At 60.8% G+C, this 17,184-nt stretch carries 20 protein-coding genes and 1 tRNA gene; 13 read left to right on the top strand and 8 right to left on the bottom strand.

Annotated elements, in window-relative coordinates:
• Positions 1-5: 5 nt before the first annotated feature.
• Both EM858_RS20970 and EM858_RS20965 read right to left on the bottom strand, forming a co-directional pair.
• Positions 6-755 (bottom strand): SDR family oxidoreductase, encoded by a 750-nt coding sequence (locus EM858_RS20970; protein WP_003522480.1) that lies wholly within the window; start codon positions 753-755, stop codon positions 6-8.
• Complete coding sequence (locus EM858_RS20965) at positions 752-1,366, bottom strand: nucleoside 2-deoxyribosyltransferase (RefSeq protein ID WP_164865507.1); 615 nt, start codon at positions 1,364-1,366, stop codon at positions 752-754. The genes EM858_RS20970 and EM858_RS20965 overlap by 4 nt, the downstream gene beginning before the upstream one ends.
• A 176-nt stretch (positions 1,367-1,542) precedes the next feature.
• On the opposite strand from EM858_RS20965, the gene EM858_RS20960 reads away from it, so the two are divergent.
• From EM858_RS20960 to EM858_RS20945, 4 genes are all read left to right on the top strand, one after another.
• Complete coding sequence (locus EM858_RS20960) at positions 1,543-2,169, top strand: ribonuclease D (RefSeq protein WP_127757858.1); 627 nt, start codon at positions 1,543-1,545, stop codon at positions 2,167-2,169.
• 84 nt (positions 2,170-2,253) lie between these two features.
• The gene (locus EM858_RS20955; RefSeq protein ID WP_127757857.1) at positions 2,254-3,483 is read left to right on the top strand and encodes a hypothetical protein; all 1,230 of its coding nucleotides are present in this window, start codon (positions 2,254-2,256) and stop codon (positions 3,481-3,483) included.
• A 48-nt stretch (positions 3,484-3,531) separates the two neighbouring features.
• A complete protein-coding gene (locus EM858_RS20950) occupies positions 3,532-3,840 on the top strand; it encodes a hypothetical protein (RefSeq protein WP_127757856.1) in 309 nt (102 codons plus the stop codon).
• A 254-nt stretch (positions 3,841-4,094) separates the two neighbouring features.
• A complete protein-coding gene (locus EM858_RS20945) occupies positions 4,095-5,642 on the top strand; it encodes a hypothetical protein (RefSeq protein WP_127757855.1) in 1,548 nt (515 codons plus the stop codon).
• A gap of 97 nt (positions 5,643-5,739) precedes the next feature.
• Here the strand turns inward: EM858_RS20945 and rpsA are convergent, their stop codons facing one another.
• Both rpsA and cmk read right to left on the bottom strand, forming a co-directional pair.
• A complete protein-coding gene (rpsA, locus tag EM858_RS20940) occupies positions 5,740-7,440 on the bottom strand; it encodes a 30S ribosomal protein S1 (RefSeq protein ID WP_003522474.1) in 1,701 nt (566 codons plus the stop codon).
• Positions 7,441-7,611: 171 nt separating this feature from the next.
• Positions 7,612-8,271, bottom strand: a complete 660-nt coding sequence (gene cmk / locus EM858_RS20935; protein WP_164865506.1) for a (d)CMP kinase — start codon at positions 8,269-8,271, stop codon at positions 7,612-7,614.
• Between the two features lie 199 nt (positions 8,272-8,470).
• Here cmk and EM858_RS20930 point away from each other — a divergent pair, with 199 nt between their 5' ends.
• Complete coding sequence (locus EM858_RS20930; RefSeq protein ID WP_003522472.1) at positions 8,471-8,857, top strand: TIGR02300 family protein; 387 nt, start codon at positions 8,471-8,473, stop codon at positions 8,855-8,857.
• Positions 8,858-9,009: 152 nt separating this feature from the next.
• A tRNA-Ala gene (locus EM858_RS20925) sits at positions 9,010-9,085 on the top strand.
• 76 nt (positions 9,086-9,161) lie between these two features.
• Here the strand turns inward: EM858_RS20925 and EM858_RS20920 are convergent.
• Both EM858_RS20920 and EM858_RS27465 read right to left on the bottom strand, forming a co-directional pair.
• Positions 9,162-9,662 carry a thermonuclease family protein gene (locus tag EM858_RS20920; protein ID WP_127757853.1) on the bottom strand — a complete coding sequence of 167 codons (501 nt, stop codon included), beginning with the start codon at positions 9,660-9,662 and terminating at the stop codon, positions 9,162-9,164.
• A gap of 74 nt (positions 9,663-9,736) precedes the next feature.
• Complete coding sequence (locus EM858_RS27465; RefSeq protein ID WP_245483033.1) at positions 9,737-10,339, bottom strand: PAS domain-containing protein; 603 nt, start codon at positions 10,337-10,339, stop codon at positions 9,737-9,739.
• Between EM858_RS27465 and EM858_RS20910 the strand changes: the two genes are divergently transcribed.
• From EM858_RS20910 to EM858_RS20880, 7 genes are all read left to right on the top strand, one after another.
• A complete protein-coding gene (locus tag EM858_RS20910) occupies positions 10,319-11,221 on the top strand; it encodes a hypothetical protein (protein ID WP_080819982.1) in 903 nt (300 codons plus the stop codon). The genes EM858_RS27465 and EM858_RS20910 overlap by 21 nt on opposite strands.
• Positions 11,222-11,290: 69 nt before the next feature.
• The gene (nadA, locus tag EM858_RS20905) at positions 11,291-12,262 is read left to right on the top strand and encodes a quinolinate synthase NadA (RefSeq protein WP_080819980.1); all 972 of its coding nucleotides are present in this window, start codon (positions 11,291-11,293) and stop codon (positions 12,260-12,262) included.
• Positions 12,259-13,830: an L-aspartate oxidase gene (locus EM858_RS20900; protein ID WP_127757851.1), complete on the top strand. Its 1,572-nt coding sequence runs from the start codon at positions 12,259-12,261 to the stop codon at positions 13,828-13,830. The genes nadA and EM858_RS20900 overlap by 4 nt, the downstream gene beginning before the upstream one ends.
• Before the next feature lies 1 nt (position 13,831).
• A complete protein-coding gene (nadC, locus tag EM858_RS20895; protein ID WP_127757850.1) occupies positions 13,832-14,689 on the top strand; it encodes a carboxylating nicotinate-nucleotide diphosphorylase in 858 nt (285 codons plus the stop codon).
• A gap of 150 nt (positions 14,690-14,839) precedes the next feature.
• Positions 14,840-15,091 carry a GlsB/YeaQ/YmgE family stress response membrane protein gene (locus EM858_RS20890; RefSeq protein WP_003522465.1) on the top strand — a complete coding sequence of 84 codons (252 nt, stop codon included), beginning with the start codon at positions 14,840-14,842 and terminating at the stop codon, positions 15,089-15,091.
• Between the two features lie 12 nt (positions 15,092-15,103).
• Positions 15,104-15,514, top strand: coding sequence for a DUF3597 domain-containing protein (locus EM858_RS20885; RefSeq protein WP_127757849.1), 411 nt, complete (start codon positions 15,104-15,106; stop codon positions 15,512-15,514).
• Positions 15,515-15,536: 22 nt separating this feature from the next.
• The gene (locus tag EM858_RS20880; protein WP_003522463.1) at positions 15,537-15,725 is read left to right on the top strand and encodes a hypothetical protein; all 189 of its coding nucleotides are present in this window, start codon (positions 15,537-15,539) and stop codon (positions 15,723-15,725) included.
• Between the two features lie 150 nt (positions 15,726-15,875).
• On the opposite strand, the gene cydX is transcribed toward EM858_RS20880, so the two are convergent.
• Together cydX and cydB are read right to left on the bottom strand one after the other, a co-directional pair.
• Positions 15,876-15,998 (bottom strand): cytochrome bd-I oxidase subunit CydX, encoded by a 123-nt coding sequence (cydX, locus tag EM858_RS20875; protein WP_003508602.1) that lies wholly within the window; start codon positions 15,996-15,998, stop codon positions 15,876-15,878.
• Positions 15,999-16,020: 22 nt separating this feature from the next.
• The gene (cydB, locus tag EM858_RS20870) at positions 16,021-17,178 is read right to left on the bottom strand and encodes a cytochrome d ubiquinol oxidase subunit II (RefSeq protein WP_127757848.1); all 1,158 of its coding nucleotides are present in this window, start codon (positions 17,176-17,178) and stop codon (positions 16,021-16,023) included.
• Positions 17,179-17,184: the final 6 nt, after the last annotated feature.

Raw genomic sequence — 17,184 nt, 5'->3', positions numbered from 1 at the left:
GAAAATCAGCTTTCCCGATAGACCTGGAAACCGGCGAAGGACTGGTTGACCGGCATGAGTTCGAGGCTGTTGATGTTGATATGCTTGGGCTGCGAGGCGACCCAGTGGATGGTGTTGGCAATATCGTCCGCCGTGATCGGATTGACGCCCTTGTAGAGATTGTCCGAGGCTTCCTGATTGCCGCCGGTGCGCACCAGCGTAAATTCCGTTTCGCACATGCCGGGCTCGATGGATGTCACCCGCACACCCTTGCCATGCAGGTCGGAACGCAGGCCGAGCGAAAACTGCCGCAGGAACGCTTTGGTGCCGCCATATACATTGCCGCCCGTATAGGGGTAATGCGCAGCCACAGACGAGAGGTTGACGACAATACCCTTGCGCCCGATCAGCGTTGGCAGCAGATGGTGGGTGATGTTCAGGAGACCGGTGATGTTGGTGTCCACCATGGTCTGCCAGTCTTTCAAGGGCACCTGCGGTGCGGGGGCGGTGCCGAGTGCGAGACCGGCATTGTTGACGAGAACGTCGATGTCCCGGAAGCCTTCCGGCAATCCGGACAGCGCCTTTCCTGTCGCCTCCTCGTCGGTGATGTCGAAGGCGAGGCCATGAAAGGCGGAACCGAGTTCGGCGGAAAGCGCCTCCAGCCGTTCCGCCCGCCGGCCCGTGCCGATGACCTTCCAGCCTTCCTTGACGAAGCGCCGCGCCGTGGCCTGTCCGAAGCCGGATGTCGCGCCGGTGATGAGGATGGTTCCGCTCATGATGATGCCTCCACTCTATTGGTTTTTTCAGGGTCAATCGGTGTCAGTAATTTTTCGGCCGCCGCCGCGAGACAGCGCCTGTAGGCCTCGAGATCCGTATACAAAGCCTCTTCGGGAGCATCGCCAACGATGATGACGCCGCCGCGCCGCAAAATCCCGCCATGCAGCATGAGATTGTCGACCATGTCGAAATTCTCGATCGACAGCCCGTCCGGCCCGCGATAACGGCCCGTTTCATCCAGGGTGGCGACGCTGCCATAATGCGCCTTGATGCGGGTGAAGTGATTGGCCGCGACATTGGTATAGGCGAAAACCGGCTTGCCCAGCGCACACATGAAGCCCAGCTCATAGCTGGTTCCCGTATCGGCGGCGATGCCGCGGAACGGCGTGAGATTGGCAATCACCGCATCCGCTTCCAGCATCATCCGCTCATCGACGGCATTGATATTGCAGCCGTGACCGACCCTGGTATCCGCCGGCGGAATTTGCAGATCGCCCGGCGAAAGCGGCGTGAAACCGGCTTCCCGCGCCAGCGAGGCCTTGAGATCGAGCATTTCGCGCGCGTTCGGGAGGAAGACTTCCGGTCCGGCGAGATAGATTTTCTTTGTCATCGGGAATTCATGCGATTTGTCAGGAAAGGATTTCCCGACCCTAACCCGGGGACTTTCGCAAAGGCAAGTGCCAAGGGCATGCGGCGTGACGCACTGGGCGAGCCGATAAAACGGTATCGTCCCGCCGCTCTTTCCGTTATAGCCGGAGCAGGAAACTGGAATTTCTGGAGCAGGACATGGCAGCACCCATCCGTTACCACGAGGGCGATATTTCCGCCGAAGATGCCGCGCGTTACACCGGCGCCATCGCAATCGATACGGAAACGCTGGGACTGGTGCCGCGCCGCGACCGCCTCTGTGTCGTTCAGCTTTCGCCGGGCGACGGCACCGCGGACGTCATTCGCATCGCCGCCGGTCAGAGGCAAGCGCCGAACCTCATCCGGATGCTTGCCGACCCCGCCCGCCAGAAGATCTTTCACTATGGCCGTTTCGATATCGCCGTTCTGTTCCACACCTTCGGCGTGACGACAACGCCGGTCTTCTGCACCAAGATCGCCTCGCGGCTGACCCGCACCTATACGGACCGGCACGGGCTGAAGGATAACCTCAAGGAAATGCTGGAAGTCGATATTTCCAAGGCCCAGCAATCTTCCGACTGGGCGGCCGAGACCCTGTCTCCGGCGCAGCTAGAATATGCCGCCTCCGACGTGCTGCACCTGCACGCGCTGCGCGACAAGCTGACAGGTCGTCTCGTGCGTGACGGCCGCCTCGAGCATGCCGACGCCTGTTTCGCCTTTCTGCCGACGCGCGCCAAGCTCGACCTCCTCGGCTGGGAAGAAACCGATATTTTCGCCCATAGCTGAGCGAGCTCGCATCTGCTTTAAGCACTGATTTACCAGAATTGCCTATTCTCGGCCGCAACTTTGGGCGGCCGGGGACTTTGAGGGATGATTACTCCGCTACAGCAGACGGCGGGCATTGCAGTCAGCGGCCTCATGCGCTCGATGGTCGAGACCATCGAGGAACGCCAGCGCGAAGAGCAGGAAAAGGCCCACGGCACCAAAAAGGACGATGCGGTCAAGACGAACCCGCAGCCGGACGAAAGCCAGCGCGCCGCCAATGAGAAGATAAGCGCCTATCTCTTCGGCGTCATGAAGCCGGATGCCGATGCCTTCGCCTCGCTTGTCTCCCGTTTTTCCTCCGCGCTGGGCATCACACAGGAAAAGGACGAATCGAGCTTTTCCTTCGCGCGAAGACTTCAGGATGCGCTGACCCTGACCGACAGTTTCGAAAAAACCGATGCGCAGGGGAAAGCCACGAAGATTTCCCTGAAATCCTTCGGTGTTTCCGAGGCTGAGGTCGTGGAGGTGCTGAACAATGGCGTCAACAGCAAGACCGATCCGATGGCCGCCCTTGCCGCCCGCATCGCAAAGGGTGCAGGCCTCACAGGCACGGAAGAGGATTTCGGCGAGCAGATGTCGAAAGCCATCATGGCCGCGCGCGCGACCCTGCCGAAAAATGTCGACGATCTGGAAGAATCGACCGGCCTCAAACAACTGGGCGTCTCCGCCCGGCAGATGATCTCCGCCATCGCCAACCCCTATGGCGATGAGGCGCGCGCCGTGAAGGATGCCTTGGACGAACAGGCGCAGGGCACCCGCTTCATGACGCGTGAAACCCTGAAGGTCATCCAGCGTCTCGAAGATGTCGCCGATCCGAAAACCAGGGAAGAGTTGCAGGCCGAACGCGGCAAGGATCGTATCGGCGAAATCAACGATGCCGAGGTGAAGGCCGAGCGGGAACAGGATATCCAGGCGCGCGATGCGCAGGGCAAGCTTGAAGACGTGCAGGAGCTCCAGGACGTCGTGAAGGAGCATATCGATGCTTCCGGCGACGAGAAAACGGAAGGCGTCGATCCGCAGGCGCCGGCCGACACATCGTCGGAAACGGCCCTGATCTCCGTGCTTGCGGCTGCGCCTGCTGAGCAAGCCGCCCCGGCGGAAAACGAAAATGAGCCTGCGGAGACAGACGCGGGCACCAATCCGGCCGATGCAGAAGACGACGGCGAAAAACTGCTCGATGCGCAGGCGCTTGTCGAAGATACCCGCAACGCCATTTTGCCGATCTCGATCGACGACAATGGCCTTTATGAACTGCTGAAGAAAAAGGCGGCATGATTGCCGCTTCCGATCGTCGCTTGAGCGAAACATGATGTGAGTTCAGACATGACCGATATTTCCGGCCTATCCGGCAACGCCGTTTACGACACAGAACCCAATGCGGCGCAGGCGCTGCTATCCATGGCCGCCCCGTCGCTCGTTCCGGATGACGCGACCTTCACCGCGCCCGCTGAGGAAGACAGCCTCATCGACCCCGTCAACATTCAACCGGATCGAAATCTTCCCAAGGCAAGCTGGCTCGATGCCATGCCGCCGGGAGCTTTTGAGACGGCGCTCAGCGATCCCGACCATATTTCCTCGGTCAATTCCGACGATAACGGCCTTTACCGCATGTTCATCGGCGTTTCGCCCTGACCGGACGCGCAATTCCTTGGTTAGCCAAATCTTAATATCTGCAAGCCAAGATTGAGCCTGATGATTCTGTATGCGCTGCAACCGGCATTGCGGTGAGAAGCGTATACGGCGCTCCCGCATGAGCGGGCGAGATGACACCTGTCCATCACCGGCGCGGCGATTTTTCAACATTCAAGCCAGAAGCGGATCACAGAGCCAATGGGGATTGGCCCTTTCGCAGCCAGCGGCGGTCACCGATAGAAACGGAGCGCAGCATGTTACCGCCTGTACCGAAAATTGCGGCAACCGATGCCGCCTATGGAACCACGGTTTCACTGACACCGCGCGAGCAGGTGAAACAGACTACGCCGCCGCAACCAAACACTCCCGCCCCTGAAAACAGCAGCCTTTTTGCCCGCGCGGCAATCGCCTCCCTTACCAGCGAATTTCAGCTCTCGCGCAGCACCGCCGTTCTGGCGGAAGCGCTCGGCAAGCTGATGAACCTGCCCCGGCGGGACGGCGAAGCGATCGAAACCTATGTGACGCGGCTGACGGAGGCGCTCCGCACCCTGCCCGCGCCACAACGCCTGGCGCTGGAACAGCAGGTCGGCAAGGCCCTGCAGGGCCTGACCCTTTCGATGCTTGCCGAAATCCTGAAACAGCCGACCGGGCCGGATGCTGCCCGCCTCGCGCTGCTGATCGAGCTTTCCCGTTACAAAGGAACGGACCTTGCGGCAAAGGCGGTGGTTTCCTCCTATCAGCAGAACAATTCCTCCAATTCCGCCCCCACGCAATCGGCCCAGCCGAAACAGCAGAACGCACCGGGCCAGAATGCGGAAGCGCGCCCGTCGCCGGCCGCGACAGCGCAGGCGGCGAATTCCGCCACCGTCAGCCGGCTCTTGCCTCTGCTCATCGGGCCGATCGCCCTCAGTGGCGCAGCGATGAAAGCAACGGTGGCGGCGCTGACGGCGCAACTGGACCCCCGGCCCACGCTTTCTACTCCGCCTGCCGACACACATGATACGCAGACCAATGCCGCAAAGCCGGATGGAAGAGCCGAAAACGTGGCACGTCCGCTTCCGACACAAACCGGCAGCGCGATGAAGGAAGTATCGGCCGAGGCCCGCCCGGCAAATCCGCCCCGCGCCGAAACCGGCGAAGCCCGCCCTGCCCTTCCGCATCGGGAGACGATGAAGCCGGAGCAGAAAGAAATCCGCACGGGCCTTACCCCGCCATCCGGTTTGTTCGCAGACGAGGCCGAGACCGTGAACAGCCTGCTGCTTGCCGCCACCGCCGGCAAACTTCCGCTCAAGCCGACCGGCACGCAAGAGCCTCCGCCCGCGCCGCAGGGGGTTGCGCAGCAACCGCCCGATGATCAGCCCGCCGAAAAATCGGCCCTCGCAACAGCCGCCGCCCGCCCCTCGGGTGAGGAAACGGAAACTGCGGCCCATCGCCCCGAAACCCAGCCGCTGCCTCGGGCCATGCTGGACCCGGAAGCGAGAATGGCGATGCTGGAGCAATCGGCTTCGCAATCATTGATCGCCGCGGCTCTGGTAAAGGACGGCACACCGCTGCCGCTCGTCGCCTATCCGCCGGCGGATGAGGACTATGAATCGGAAACGCCGCCGCGCGGAGGCGGCCCGTTTTCCGAGGATGAGACGGACGGCGAGGCCGAAGCCGACGCTGATAATTCCGACGCTCAGGACGAAAAAGAAGAGCGCATCGCCGCCAATGACGGGATCGACACGCAGGAAAGCCTGACGGCGGTGGCTTCTGATGACAGCGCGGAAAATTATTATCTGAAGATGAGCGGCATGCTCTGAGAACCGCGCCGCTGCCCGTTCGCCGGTGCGAACTGAAACCAACAAAAAACCCGCCGGAAAATTCCGGCGGGTTCTTCATTTCAAAGGATCGAAGCGATTATTCGCCGCGGTTCTTCAGAGCCGCGCCGAGGATGTCGCCGAGCGAAGCGCCCGAGTCGGACGAACCGAACTGTGCGACGGCTTCCTTCTCTTCAGCGATTTCCAGAGCCTTGATCGAAAGCATGACCTTGCGGTCCTTCTTCGAGAAGTTGACGACGCGGGCGTCGACAACCTGGCCAACCGAGAAGCGCTCAGGGCGCTGCTCGTCGCGATCACGGGAAAGGTCAGCGCGACGGATGAACGAGGTGAGGTCTTCGTGGTTGACGAGCTTCACTTCGATGCCGCCATCGTTGACGCCGATGACTTCAGCGGAAACGACTGCGTTCTTGCGCAGGTCGCCGGAAGAAGCGGCTTCGCCGACAGCATCCTTGCCGAGCTGCTTGATGCCGAGCGAGATGCGTTCCTTCTCAACGTCAACGTCGAGAACGACAGCCTTGACGACGTCACCCTTGTTGTACTCTTCGATGACCTGTTCGCCCGGACGGTTCCAGTCGAGATCCGACAGGTGAACCATGCCGTCGACATCGCCTTCGAGGCCGATGAACAGACCGAATTCGGTCTTGTTCTTGACTTCGCCCTCAACTTCAGTGCCGGCCGGATGGCTGTAGGCAAATGCCTGCCACGGGTTTTCCAGCGTCTGCTTGAGGCCGAGCGAGATACGGCGCTTGGACGGATCGACTTCGAGAACGACAACGTCGACTTCCTGGCTCGTGGACAGGATCTTGCCGGGATGTACGTTCTTCTTGGTCCAGGACATTTCGGAAATGTGGATCAGGCCTTCGATGCCCGGCTCCAGCTCGACGAATGCACCGTAGTCGGTGATGTTCGTGACCGTACCGGAGATCTTCTTGCCAACCGGGTACTTGGCGGAGATGCCATCCCACGGATCGGACTCGAGCTGCTTCATGCCGAGCGAGATACGGTGGGTTTCCTGGTTGATGCGGATGATCTGAACCTTGACCTGCTGGCCAATGTTGAGGATTTCCGAAGGATGGTTGACGCGGCGCCATGCCATGTCGGTAACGTGCAGCAGGCCGTCGATGCCGCCGAGGTCAACGAACGCACCGTAATCGGTGATGTTCTTGACGACGCCGTCAACAACCTGGCCTTCTTCGAGGTTCTGAACGATTTCAGAACGCTGCTCGGCACGCGACTCTTCGAGAACCGTACGGCGCGAAACAACGATGTTGCCGCGACGCTTGTCCATCTTGAGGATTTCGAAGGGCTGCGGGTTGTGCATCAGCGGGGTAACGTCGCGGATCGGACGGATGTCGACCTGCGAACGCGGAAGGAAGGCAACAGCGCCGTCCAGATCGACGGTGAAACCACCCTTGACCTGGTTGAAGATAACGCCTTCGACGCGCTCGCCAGCTTCGAACTTGGCTTCGAGCTTGACCCAGCTTTCTTCGCGGCGAGCCTTCTCGCGCGACAGAACGGCTTCGCCGAGGGCGTTTTCGATGCGCTCGACGTAAACTTCGACTTCGTCGCCGACCTTCAGCGTGCCGTCCTTGGACTTCGCGCCGAATTCCTTCAACGGTACGCGGCCTTCAACCTTGAGGCCGACGTCGACGATGGCAACGTCCTTCTCGATTGCCGTTACGATACCCTTGGCAACATAGCCTTCGGCAAGATCGTTGGAGGCAAAGGATTCTTCGAGAAGCGCTGCGAAATCTTCGCGCGTGGGGGTAGATACTGACATGAAATCTCCTGATTGCATCCGCACTAGGGCGAATACAAAAGCGCCGGTGGGCTAGTGTTGTTGATACCCGAACCCATGCCCGCCTTTTCAAAAGGCTTTCCGGCGCAAGGACATGTCTTCGGGCAATTCCGGACTAAACGCGGACCGAAATGAAGCGGTTCCGCGAAAAACCTATTTCCTCAGGGCGGCGTCGATGATCGCCCGCGCGGCCTGAAACGCCGCCTCTATACTCATTTCCGACGTATCTAGCAAGTGCGCGTCTTCAGCCGGCTTCAACGGGCTGTCGGCGCGGCCCATGTCGCGCTCGTCACGTTTTTTCACTTCAGCGAAAATGGCATCATAATCGCCGCTGCCGCCATTGGCCAGAATTTCATCGTAACGGCGTCGCGCCCGCACATCCGCAGAGGCCGTGACATAAAACTTCACCGGCGCCTCAGGGCACACCACCGTGCCGATGTCGCGGCCGTCGAGCACCGTGCCCGGCTCCTTTGCGGCAAAACGCTGCTGCGCCTTCACGAGCGCGCGCCTCACCGGCGTCATCACCGCGATTTTGGATGCGGCCTCGCCAATATCGTGCCGGGAAAGAACGGCGCGATCCAGCCCCGCAAGATCGACTTCCAGCGCGATCTTCTCAGCCACGGCCTCATCATTGAGCGGCAGGCCAGCATCCAGAAGCGCCTTGGCGGTCGCCCTGTAGGTCAGCCCGGTATCGAGATGGTGGAAACCATAGGTCTCGGCAATCCTGCGCGACAGGGTTCCTTTGCCCGCCGCAGCCGGCCCGTCTATGGCGATCGTGAAGGTCATGAAGCTTTCCGCCTGTGCATTCGTCATTCATATAATAGAGTGCGCAACGCCTTCATATTTATATCAGCATCCCCGCATAGGGGTTGCGCCGAGGCGGGCGGCACCCGAAGTTTGTCTTTGACACGAAAGAGCGCAACGATTAAGGGGACCGGCTATAAATTTTACCGTCTATGCCGGTTTTACGGCGTACACACCGAAACTCATTCGACAATTTGAGGCTTAGACAGTGGCAAAAGCGGAACTTGGTACCAAGCGCACAGACCCCGATACCGGCAAGAAGTTCTACGATCTGAACCGCGATCCGGTCGTTTCTCCCTACACCGGCAAGTCCTGGCCGCTCTCCTTCTTCGAGGAAAGCACCGCCCAGGCCAAGATGGAACAGGCTGAAGAAGAGGAAGTGGCGGAAGTCGATACCGAAAACACGGAAGTCGAACTCGTCTCGCTGGAAGATGCCGATGGCGACAACAACGGCGACGATATCCCCGATCTCGGCGACGACGATGATGTCGAAATCGACGATGACGACGACACCTTCCTCGAAACCGACGACGAAGATGACGACGACGACATGTCCGGCATCATCGGCGTATCGGGCGACGACGAAGAAGCTTGATTTTACTTGATAATTCGGCCCGACGACAAAAAAATGACGCCGGGCCGTTTTTTATGCTTGCACTCGTCGGAAAGCCGCAGTAGTAAGCCGCCACCGAACGGAACAACAACCGCTTCGGTTCCCGGAACCGGAAGAAATGCCGGAACCCTTATGGGGCTATAGCTCAGCTGGGAGAGCGCTTGCATGGCATGCAAGAGGTCAGCGGTTCGATCCCGCTTAGCTCCACCAAACCTTCCCAGACAGAAAGTATCTTCCCTTCGGCCAGTCGCTCTCGCGCATCTTGCAAGCCGTTCGAGCCGATCGCCTATTGCAGCAACGCCCGCACATCCTGCCCGTTGATCCGGCACTCCACGGAACCGCCAGCACCACCCTCCTCCACCGTCCGACATTCCAGATATCTGCCGCGCAGCCGGTTCTCCAGCGCTTTGAAAGCGTTGAGGCCGCAGGCGAAACGGCGGCCGTCGGGGCCGGTGCAGACGCGGTTGCGCTCAACATCCTCCACGCCGGCGAGGCGGAATTCCTTACCCTTGAAGGTGAAGCGGCTGCTGGAAATCACGCGCAGACGCTGGTCCGCATGCATTTTCAGCGGATAAAGATCGGGAGGCATCGGAATGCGCTCGTAATTTTGGCTACGCGGATCGACCCGCACCGGTGAGGTCGTCCACAGCAGTTCCGTATTGGCCGCGAGGCCTGCTGGCGCCGGGGTCGCCTCGCCATTGACGAGCGAGGCGATGCGGATGCCGGCTATGCCGAGGCCGATGACCAGGACGATCTGAAACAGCAAAATTGCGATCTGCCGGACCATGTCACCGCAACATCAAAACAATGAACGACATAAAATAAATCGGCCGTCTCGCTACGAAAGAGACCGGCCGCATGTCACATCAACAAAACCTTGCCTGCACTCACATCCCGCACCGTACCCATGGCCATGATCGGAATCCGGTCGCTGTCCAGGATTACCCGTCCCGTTGTCCGCAGCCAGCGAAAACCGCCTGCCTTGAGCTGAATGCGGTATTCCTGATCATAAAACACGCCATTTGTCAGCGAATTATAAACCGCCTTGGCGACACGCGCCCGCGAGCCGCTTTCGATCTGCGCGATGAAATGTTCGACGGGAATGCCGCAGGCGGCCTTATCGGGTGAAACTTCGCGCAGGTGAGCGGCCACGGCATCGAGATAAATCAGGTTTTGCCCGATGTTCCAGCTATAATAACCTACAAGTGTCTCTTCCAGCGATATATTCTCCAACATCGGCCTTCTACCCGTCTGAAATGCTTGTGCGGGTCTGTAACATACCAGACGATAGACGGCTAACCACAAGAATTCATCCTTTTGTCTGATGCGACGCGGTTTTGCGGTCGGCGGATTATCGACAGCCCTTTTTGGTCGCCATGTTGGCGAAGCAACCTTCCTGTGCCAAAGAAGATTGATCTTGCGCCAACGACCAGAGGAGCCGCCGTGACCATCGGGCTTGCCCATGCCGAACTCATCGCCGTCGTCACCGCCATCACCACGGATGAGCCGCGGGTCATGACCGTTCGGGAAGGTGCAGCGCTTCCGTCGGGACCATTCGAATTCGGGCACAGAACGCTCCAGAGCGGCTTGCGGGAATGGATTCACGAACAGACTCATCACCCCGTCGGTTATCTCGAACAGCTCTATACTTTCGCCGATCGCGACCGCAACAACGACATTTTAGGCGGCAGAACCATCTCCATCGGTTATCTCGGGCTGGTTCGCGAACAGGAAGCCTCCGGCGGCAAACGCCCGCTCTGGCACGGCTGGTACGAATATTTCCCCTGGGAGGACCACCGCCAGGGACGCCCGGAAGTTCTGGACAGCATCATCGACAGGCTGCGCGCCTGGGCGGATTCCGATCCCGCCTCCAAAAGCCAGCGCCATTTGCGCGCCGATTTCACCTTCGGCCTCGATGGCGGCGGCTGGAACGAGGAATTGACCCTGCAGCGTTACGAGTTGCTCTATGAAGCCGGGCTGGTCGAGGAAGCGCAGGGCGAACCGCGGATCAATTTCGGCAGGCCGATGTTTGCCGATCACCGCCGCATCCTTGCCACCGGCATCGCGCGTCTGCGGGCCAAGATCAAATATCGACCGGTGGTGTTCGAACTGATGGCCGACGCCTTCACGCTCCTGCAGCTACAGCGCGCCATCGAGGCGCTGGCCGGGCTGACCCTGCACAAGCAGAATTTCCGTCGGCTGATCGAACAGCAGCAGCTGGTGGAAGAGACCGGCGACATGGCGACCGAAACCGGCGGACGCCCGGCAAAGCTTTTTCGCTTCCGCCAGACCGTTCTCGATGAACGCGCCCTTTCCGGAACGAAACTGCCCCTCTCCCGCAATTGACATATGCTCACGATGAGAATATGTCTTTGCCCTAGATATACTCAAAAAGAGTATAAATGGGAGAGCACCGTGAACGAGCAGATTTCCGCCGCAAGCCTTTACGACCGCGTTGCCCGCGTCATTCCCAAGGCCGAATGGATGGGCTTTGAGGACGATGTGGATGCGATCCTCGAGTTGAAGCGCAAGCGCAACGCCGTCATCCTCGCCCATAATTACCAGACACCGGAAATCTTCCACGGCGTCGCCGATATTGTTGGCGACAGCCTCGCCCTTGCCCGCAAGGCAATGGAGGTGGAAGCGGATGTCATCGTTCTGGCCGGCGTGCATTTCATGGCCGAGACGGCAAAGCTGCTCAATCCGGAAAAAACCGTGCTCATTCCGGATATGGCCGCCGGCTGTTCGCTGGCCGATTCCATCACGCCCGAGGACATCGCGCTTTTGCGCAAGGCCTATCCCGGCGTTCCGGTCGTGACCTACGTGAACACCTCCGCGGCGGTGAAGGCGGCATCTGACATCTGCTGCACCTCCGGCAATGCCCGCCAGGTGGTGGAATCGCTGGGCGTGCCGCGCGTGCTGATGTTGCCGGATGAATATCTGGCGAAAAACGTGGCGCGGGAAACCAATGTCGAGCTGATCGCCTGGCGCGGCCATTGCGAGGTGCACGAGCTTTTCACCGCCGATGACATCCGCGAATTGCGCGAAAGCCATCCGGGCGTCACCGTGCTGGCGCATCCGGAATGTCCGCCCGATGTCGTCGAGGCTGCGGATTTTTCCGGCTCCACCGCCGTCATGTCGGATTATGTCGGCCGCGAGCGCCCCGCCCGCGTGGTGCTTTTGACGGAATGCTCGATGAGCGACAATGTCGCCGTGCATCACCCGGATGTCGAATTCATCCGCCCCTGCAATCTCTGCCCGCATATGAAGCGCATCACGCTTGGCAATATCCGCACGGCGCTGGAGGAAAACCGCCACGAAGTGACGGTCGACCCCGCCATCGCTGTCGCCGCCCGCCGCGCCGTGGAAAGGATGCTGGAAGTATGAGCGAACGCCTCCCGTCGCATACGGGCTGGACGGTCATTGTCGGCAGCGGCATTGCGGGCCTGATGGCGGCGCTGACGCTTGCGCCGCAGCCCGTGCTGCTTCTCACACGCGGCGTTCTCGGCGGCGAGACGTCCAGCGCCTGGGCGCAGGGCGGCATTGCCGCCAGCCTCGGTCCGGATGACCGCGCGGCCCTGCATCTTGCCGATACGCTCGCTGCGGGCGATGGCCTTTGCGATGAAGATCTGGCAGTTGAGATTATATCCGCCGCCCCCGCCGTCATCGATGCACTGGAGCGGGCGGGCGTTCGCTTCGACCGTGACGCCTCAGACAACTATGTGTTCGGGCTCGAAGCCGCCCATAGCCGACGACGCATTCTCCATGCCGAAGGCGACGGGTCGGGTGCGACGATTGTGAGGGCACTTGCAGCCGCCGTTCTTCGCGCGCCGTCCATTACGGTTCTGGAAGGCACGGAGGTTCGCCGCCTGCTGACGGAAGACGGCGTCATCGCCGGTCTCGCCTGCATCGGGCCAAAAGGCTGCTTCACTTTGCCGGCAAGCCAGGTCGTTCTCGCCACCGGCGGCCTCGGCGGGCTTTATGAAGCAACGACCAATCCCTCCGGCAATTTCGGGCAGGGCATCATGCTCGCTGCCCGCGCCGGCGCCATCCTCGCCGATATGGAATTCGTGCAATTCCATCCGACGGCGCTTTCCTCGCCCAGACGGCCGCTGGCGCTGGTGAGCGAGGCGGTGCGGGGCGAAGGCGCGCTGCTTCTCAATGAAAACGGCGAACGTTTCATGGCTGCCGTTCCGGGTGCGGAACTCGCCTCCCGCGATATTGTCGCCCGCGCCATCGACCGCGAAATCCTGCGTGGCGGCAAGGTCTTTCTCGATGCCCGCAAGGCGCTCGGCTCCGGCTTTTCCGCCCGCTTCCCCTCGATCGACCTGCTCTGCCGCGAAGCCGGGATAGACCCCGCCCGTGAGCTCGTTCCGGTGCGCCCGGCGGTGCATTACCATATGGGCGGCGTCGCCACCGATGGCAGAGGCCAAAGCTCGGTGCCGGGCCTTTGGGTTGCCGGCGAAACCGCCTGCACGGGTCTGCATGGCGCAAACCGGCTTGCCAGCAATTCCCTGCTGGAAGCGGCGGCCATGGGCATGCGCGCGGCAGAAGACATTGCCGGCAGGCAGGCATATGCGGGAAAACAGGCAGCGGATATCGCAACGCTCCCCGTGCCCGATTTCCCGGTAGCCGACCTCTCCCCGGTCCGGCCCATCGTTTCCCGCCATCTCGGCATCGTAAGACATGCCGAAGGATTGACCGGCGCGATCCGCGATCTTCTGCCACTGGCTGAGCGGAACGGCCCGGCATCCGATCCTGCCCTTGTCGCGCTGGCCATCGCCGTCTTTGCGGCGCTGCGCACGGAATCGCGCGGCGCGCATTTCCGCGACGATTTCCCTGAAAAACATGCGACGGCCACAAGGCGCAGGCTGAACCTCAGCGACGTTCTCACCATCGCCCATGAATTTTCCTCTTCCAGCCATTCTTCGGCCAGCCTTGCGCGGAGCGCCTGACATGACCCTTTCACCCCTGCCACGCCTCATCATCGAACCGCTCGTGCGCAACGCCCTTCTGGAAGACCTCGGGCTGGCGGGCGACATCACGTCCGCCGCCGTCATTCCCGCCGATCATCGCTCGGTCGTCGTCATGGCCGCGCGCGAACCGGGCGTTATTGCCGGTCTCGACGCGGCGGAACTTGCTTTCCAGCTCGTAGACCCGGCCATCGCGATGAAACGGCATGTGCAGGATGGGGCCGCCGTGACGCCCGGCGATATCATCGCGACGATCGAAGGCCCCTCGCGCGACCTTCTGACGGCGGAGCGCACGGCGCTGAATTTCCTCGGCCACCTGTCGGGCATCGCTTCCGTCACCGCAAAAATCGTTGCCGCCATTGCCGGCACCAGGGCCTCGGTCGCCTGCACCCGCAAGACGACGCCGGGGCTGAGAGCCCTGGAAAAATATGCCGTGCGCGCCGGCGGCGGCACGAACCACCGTTTTGCGCTTTATGACGCTGTTCTCATCAAGGACAACCATATCGCCGTGGCCGGCGGCGTGCGCGACGCCATCCGCCGCGCCCGGCAGGGCGTGGGGCATCTCGTCAAGATCGAGGTGGAGGTCGATACGCTTGCGCAGTTGCGCGAAGTCATGGATGAGGGCGTCGATGCGGTCCTTCTCGACAATATGACACCCGAACAGCTGCGCGAGGCGGTGGGGATCGTCGCCGGTCGCGCCATTACCGAAGCGTCGGGCCGCATCAATCCGCAGACGGCCGCAGCCATCGCCGCGACCGGCATCGATCTCATCTCCGTCGGCTGGCTGACCCACAGCGCGCCGGTTCTCGATATCGGCCTCGACTTTCAAAGCCAGAGCTAAAGAATATGCGGCGCATGGTTCGCCGCACGGAACCAATCGCCCATATCGTCGTTATTGCTCCGCCTGAGGTCTATTCAAGGCGGGGGGATCAGTGCGCGCAAAAGCCTGTCCATATGCCTGCGGACCTCTCTCACAAAGGAAAGGCTTGTTATGGAAGACGCACAAGTTGGCTGGATTGCAGCAATCATCATCGGCGGCGTAGCCGGTTGGCTCGCCGAACAGTTCATGAAAAGCAATATGGGTCTTTTCATGAACATTATCCTCGGCATTGTCGGCGCCATCGTCGCCAATTTCCTTCTGGGGCTCGTGGGCATTTCGCTCGGAGGCTGGATTGGCTATCTCATCGCCGGTTTCATCGGCGCCTGCATTCTCATCGCCGTCGGGCGGGCATTTCGCCGCTAAGGAGAGGACACCATGAGCTTTTTCGACAAGATCAAGAACGCTATTTTCGGCAAGGCCGAGGCCGCACCGCAGACTTCGGCTCCGGCCGGCACGCCGGCACCCACGGCAAGCCCGGCCGCACCGGCAGCACCTGCTCCGACAGCCGCGGCTCCGGCTCCCACCGGCAATGTCGACGTCGCTTCGATTCTGGATGCGGCGGTCAAGCAGAACGGCCAGAAACTCGACTGGAAACATTCGATCGTCGACCTTCTGAAAGCGCTCAATCTCGACAGCAGCCTCAGCGCCCGGAAGGAACTGGCTGGCGAACTCGGCTATACCGGCGACACCTCGGATTCGGCGACCATGAACATCTGGCTGCACAAGGCCGTCATCAAGAAACTGTCCGAAAACGGCGGCAAGGTTCCAGCCGACCTTCTGGATTGAACCGATAAACGGGAGCGCCGCGATGGACGACTATTCCAGCCTTCGAGAGCAGATCGGCCAGGACCTCGACACCCTGCACAGGACCGAGAATCCGAAATCGATCTTCGAGATCGCCGACGACTATCTTCTGGGAAATCCAAATCTCAAGAGGGCCATCGTTGAAGACATCATCAAGGAAGAAGCGGACAAGCGCGGCATCGCGATCCACTGACGCCGCGCATCGCACGCACGGCTGTTGTACCCAAAAGGGCGGCATCCCAACCGGATGCCGCCCTTTTTATATCTGGCGGAGTTACATCATCCGAACTCCGTCACCCCGGATCCAGTCCGGCATGACGGAGGAGAGGCTTCCGCCAAAGCCCTATTTATCCAGCTTCGCTTCGGCCTTTTTCGCGTTTTCTTCCATCAGCTCATACCACATCGCGTTCATGACGGCGAAGATGGCGGCGAGAGGCAGGCCGAGCAGCCAGGCGAAATACCACATGTTCGATCTCCTTCTTTCTCAATCAATAAGCATGACCGCTGTCGTCGCGGATCGCCTTTTCATCCACCTTGCCCCACAGCACGCGATAGACCCATGACGTATAGGCGACGATGATCGGGATGAAGATGAGGGCGACGACCAGCATGATGAACAGTGTCATATGGCTGGACGATGCATCCCACACCGTCAGGCTCGATTTCGGATCGACCGAAGACGGCAGGATGAAGGGAAACATCGTCAGCCCCACCGTTGAAATGATGCCGAAAATCGCGAGCGAGCTGGAAAGCAGCGCCAGCACTTCCCTGCGGGCCCGGAGCAAGACGAAAGCGACGAGCGGGAAGACAAGACCGAGCGCCGGCGCCAGCATCATCCAGGGATGCGCCGCATAATTGGCAAACCAGACACCGCCCGCAACCTCGACCGTCTTCGACAGCGGGTTGGACGGGCCGTCGGTCACGACCTCCGAGGTGAAGCGATAGCCATCGATACCGAGCCACAGAAAGACGCCGCCGAGCGCAAAAAGAACGGTGGTGGCAAGCGCCGCGATGCTGCCGAAACCGCGGGCACGGGCTGCGACCGGACCATCCGTCTTCAGCACCAGCCATGCCGCACCGTGCATGATGAGCATGCAGACTGATACGAGGCCGCAGAGGATGGCGTAAGGGTTCAGAAGCTCGAACAGCGTCGTGCCATCGTAGAAAATCCTGAGGTCGTCATTGAGGTGGAAGGGAACGCCCTGCAGCACATTGCCGATGGCCACGCCGAAGATCAGCGCGGGAACGAAGCCGCCGATGAACAGAGCCCAGTCCCAGCCGGTGCGCCAGGCGGCGCTTTCACGCTTGGAGCGATATTTGAAACCGACCGGCCGCAGGATCAGCGCAAACAGGGTGGCGAACATCGCCAGGTAAAACCCTGAAAACGACACCGCATAAAGCGGCGGCCAGGCGGCGAAGATCGCACCGCCGCCAAGGATGAGCCAGACCTGATTGCCTTCCCAGACCGGGCCGATGGAATTGATGACGACACGCCGCTCGATATCCGTTTTCGCGACGAAGGGCAGGAGCGCGCCGGTGCCGAGATCGAAACCGCCGGTCACGGCAAAACCGATCAGCACCACGCCGAGCAGCAGCCACCAGATGACGCGGAGGATTTCGTAGTCGATGAGTTGGTGCAATATCATGATCGT

This window comes from Agrobacterium sp. CNPSo 2736 (genome assembly GCF_004005385.1).
Classification (GTDB): domain Bacteria; phylum Pseudomonadota; class Alphaproteobacteria; order Rhizobiales; family Rhizobiaceae; genus Agrobacterium; species Agrobacterium leguminum.
The sequence above is the reverse complement of the archived record's forward strand: the minus strand, read 5'-3'. Positions and strand labels throughout refer to the sequence as shown.

Excerpts from the sequence above, each read along its gene's own strand:
- EM858_RS20945 (WP_127757855.1), top strand. The coding sequence starts at position 4,095 with ATGTTACCGCCTGTACCGAAAATTGCGGCAACCGATGCCGCCTATGGA.
- rpsA (WP_003522474.1), bottom strand. The coding sequence starts at position 7,440 with ATGTCAGTATCTACCCCCACGCGCGAAGATTTCGCAGCGCTTCTCGAA.
- EM858_RS20955 (WP_127757857.1), top strand. The coding sequence starts at position 2,254 with ATGATTACTCCGCTACAGCAGACGGCGGGCATTGCAGTCAGCGGCCTC.
- EM858_RS20950 (WP_127757856.1), top strand. The coding sequence starts at position 3,532 with ATGACCGATATTTCCGGCCTATCCGGCAACGCCGTTTACGACACAGAA.
- EM858_RS20970 (WP_003522480.1), bottom strand. The coding sequence starts at position 755 with ATGAGCGGAACCATCCTCATCACCGGCGCGACATCCGGCTTCGGACAG.
- EM858_RS20885 (WP_127757849.1), top strand. The coding sequence starts at position 15,104 with ATGAGCTTTTTCGACAAGATCAAGAACGCTATTTTCGGCAAGGCCGAG.
- cydB (WP_127757848.1), bottom strand. The coding sequence starts at position 17,178 with ATGATATTGCACCAACTCATCGACTACGAAATCCTCCGCGTCATCTGG.
- EM858_RS20890 (WP_003522465.1), top strand. The coding sequence starts at position 14,840 with ATGGAAGACGCACAAGTTGGCTGGATTGCAGCAATCATCATCGGCGGC.
- EM858_RS27465 (WP_245483033.1), bottom strand. The coding sequence starts at position 10,339 with ATGGGCAAGCCCGATGGTCACGGCGGCTCCTCTGGTCGTTGGCGCAAG.
- EM858_RS20960 (WP_127757858.1), top strand. The coding sequence starts at position 1,543 with ATGGCAGCACCCATCCGTTACCACGAGGGCGATATTTCCGCCGAAGAT.
- cmk (WP_164865506.1), bottom strand. The coding sequence starts at position 8,271 with ATGACGAATGCACAGGCGGAAAGCTTCATGACCTTCACGATCGCCATA.
- EM858_RS20965 (WP_164865507.1), bottom strand. The coding sequence starts at position 1,366 with ATGACAAAGAAAATCTATCTCGCCGGACCGGAAGTCTTCCTCCCGAAC.
- EM858_RS20920 (WP_127757853.1), bottom strand. The coding sequence starts at position 9,662 with ATGGTCCGGCAGATCGCAATTTTGCTGTTTCAGATCGTCCTGGTCATC.
- EM858_RS20900 (WP_127757851.1), top strand. The coding sequence starts at position 12,259 with ATGAGCGAACGCCTCCCGTCGCATACGGGCTGGACGGTCATTGTCGGC.
- nadC (WP_127757850.1), top strand. The coding sequence starts at position 13,832 with ATGACCCTTTCACCCCTGCCACGCCTCATCATCGAACCGCTCGTGCGC.
- EM858_RS20880 (WP_003522463.1), top strand. The coding sequence starts at position 15,537 with ATGGACGACTATTCCAGCCTTCGAGAGCAGATCGGCCAGGACCTCGAC.
- cydX (WP_003508602.1), bottom strand. The coding sequence starts at position 15,998 with ATGTGGTATTTCGCCTGGCTGCTCGGCCTGCCTCTCGCCGCCATCTTC.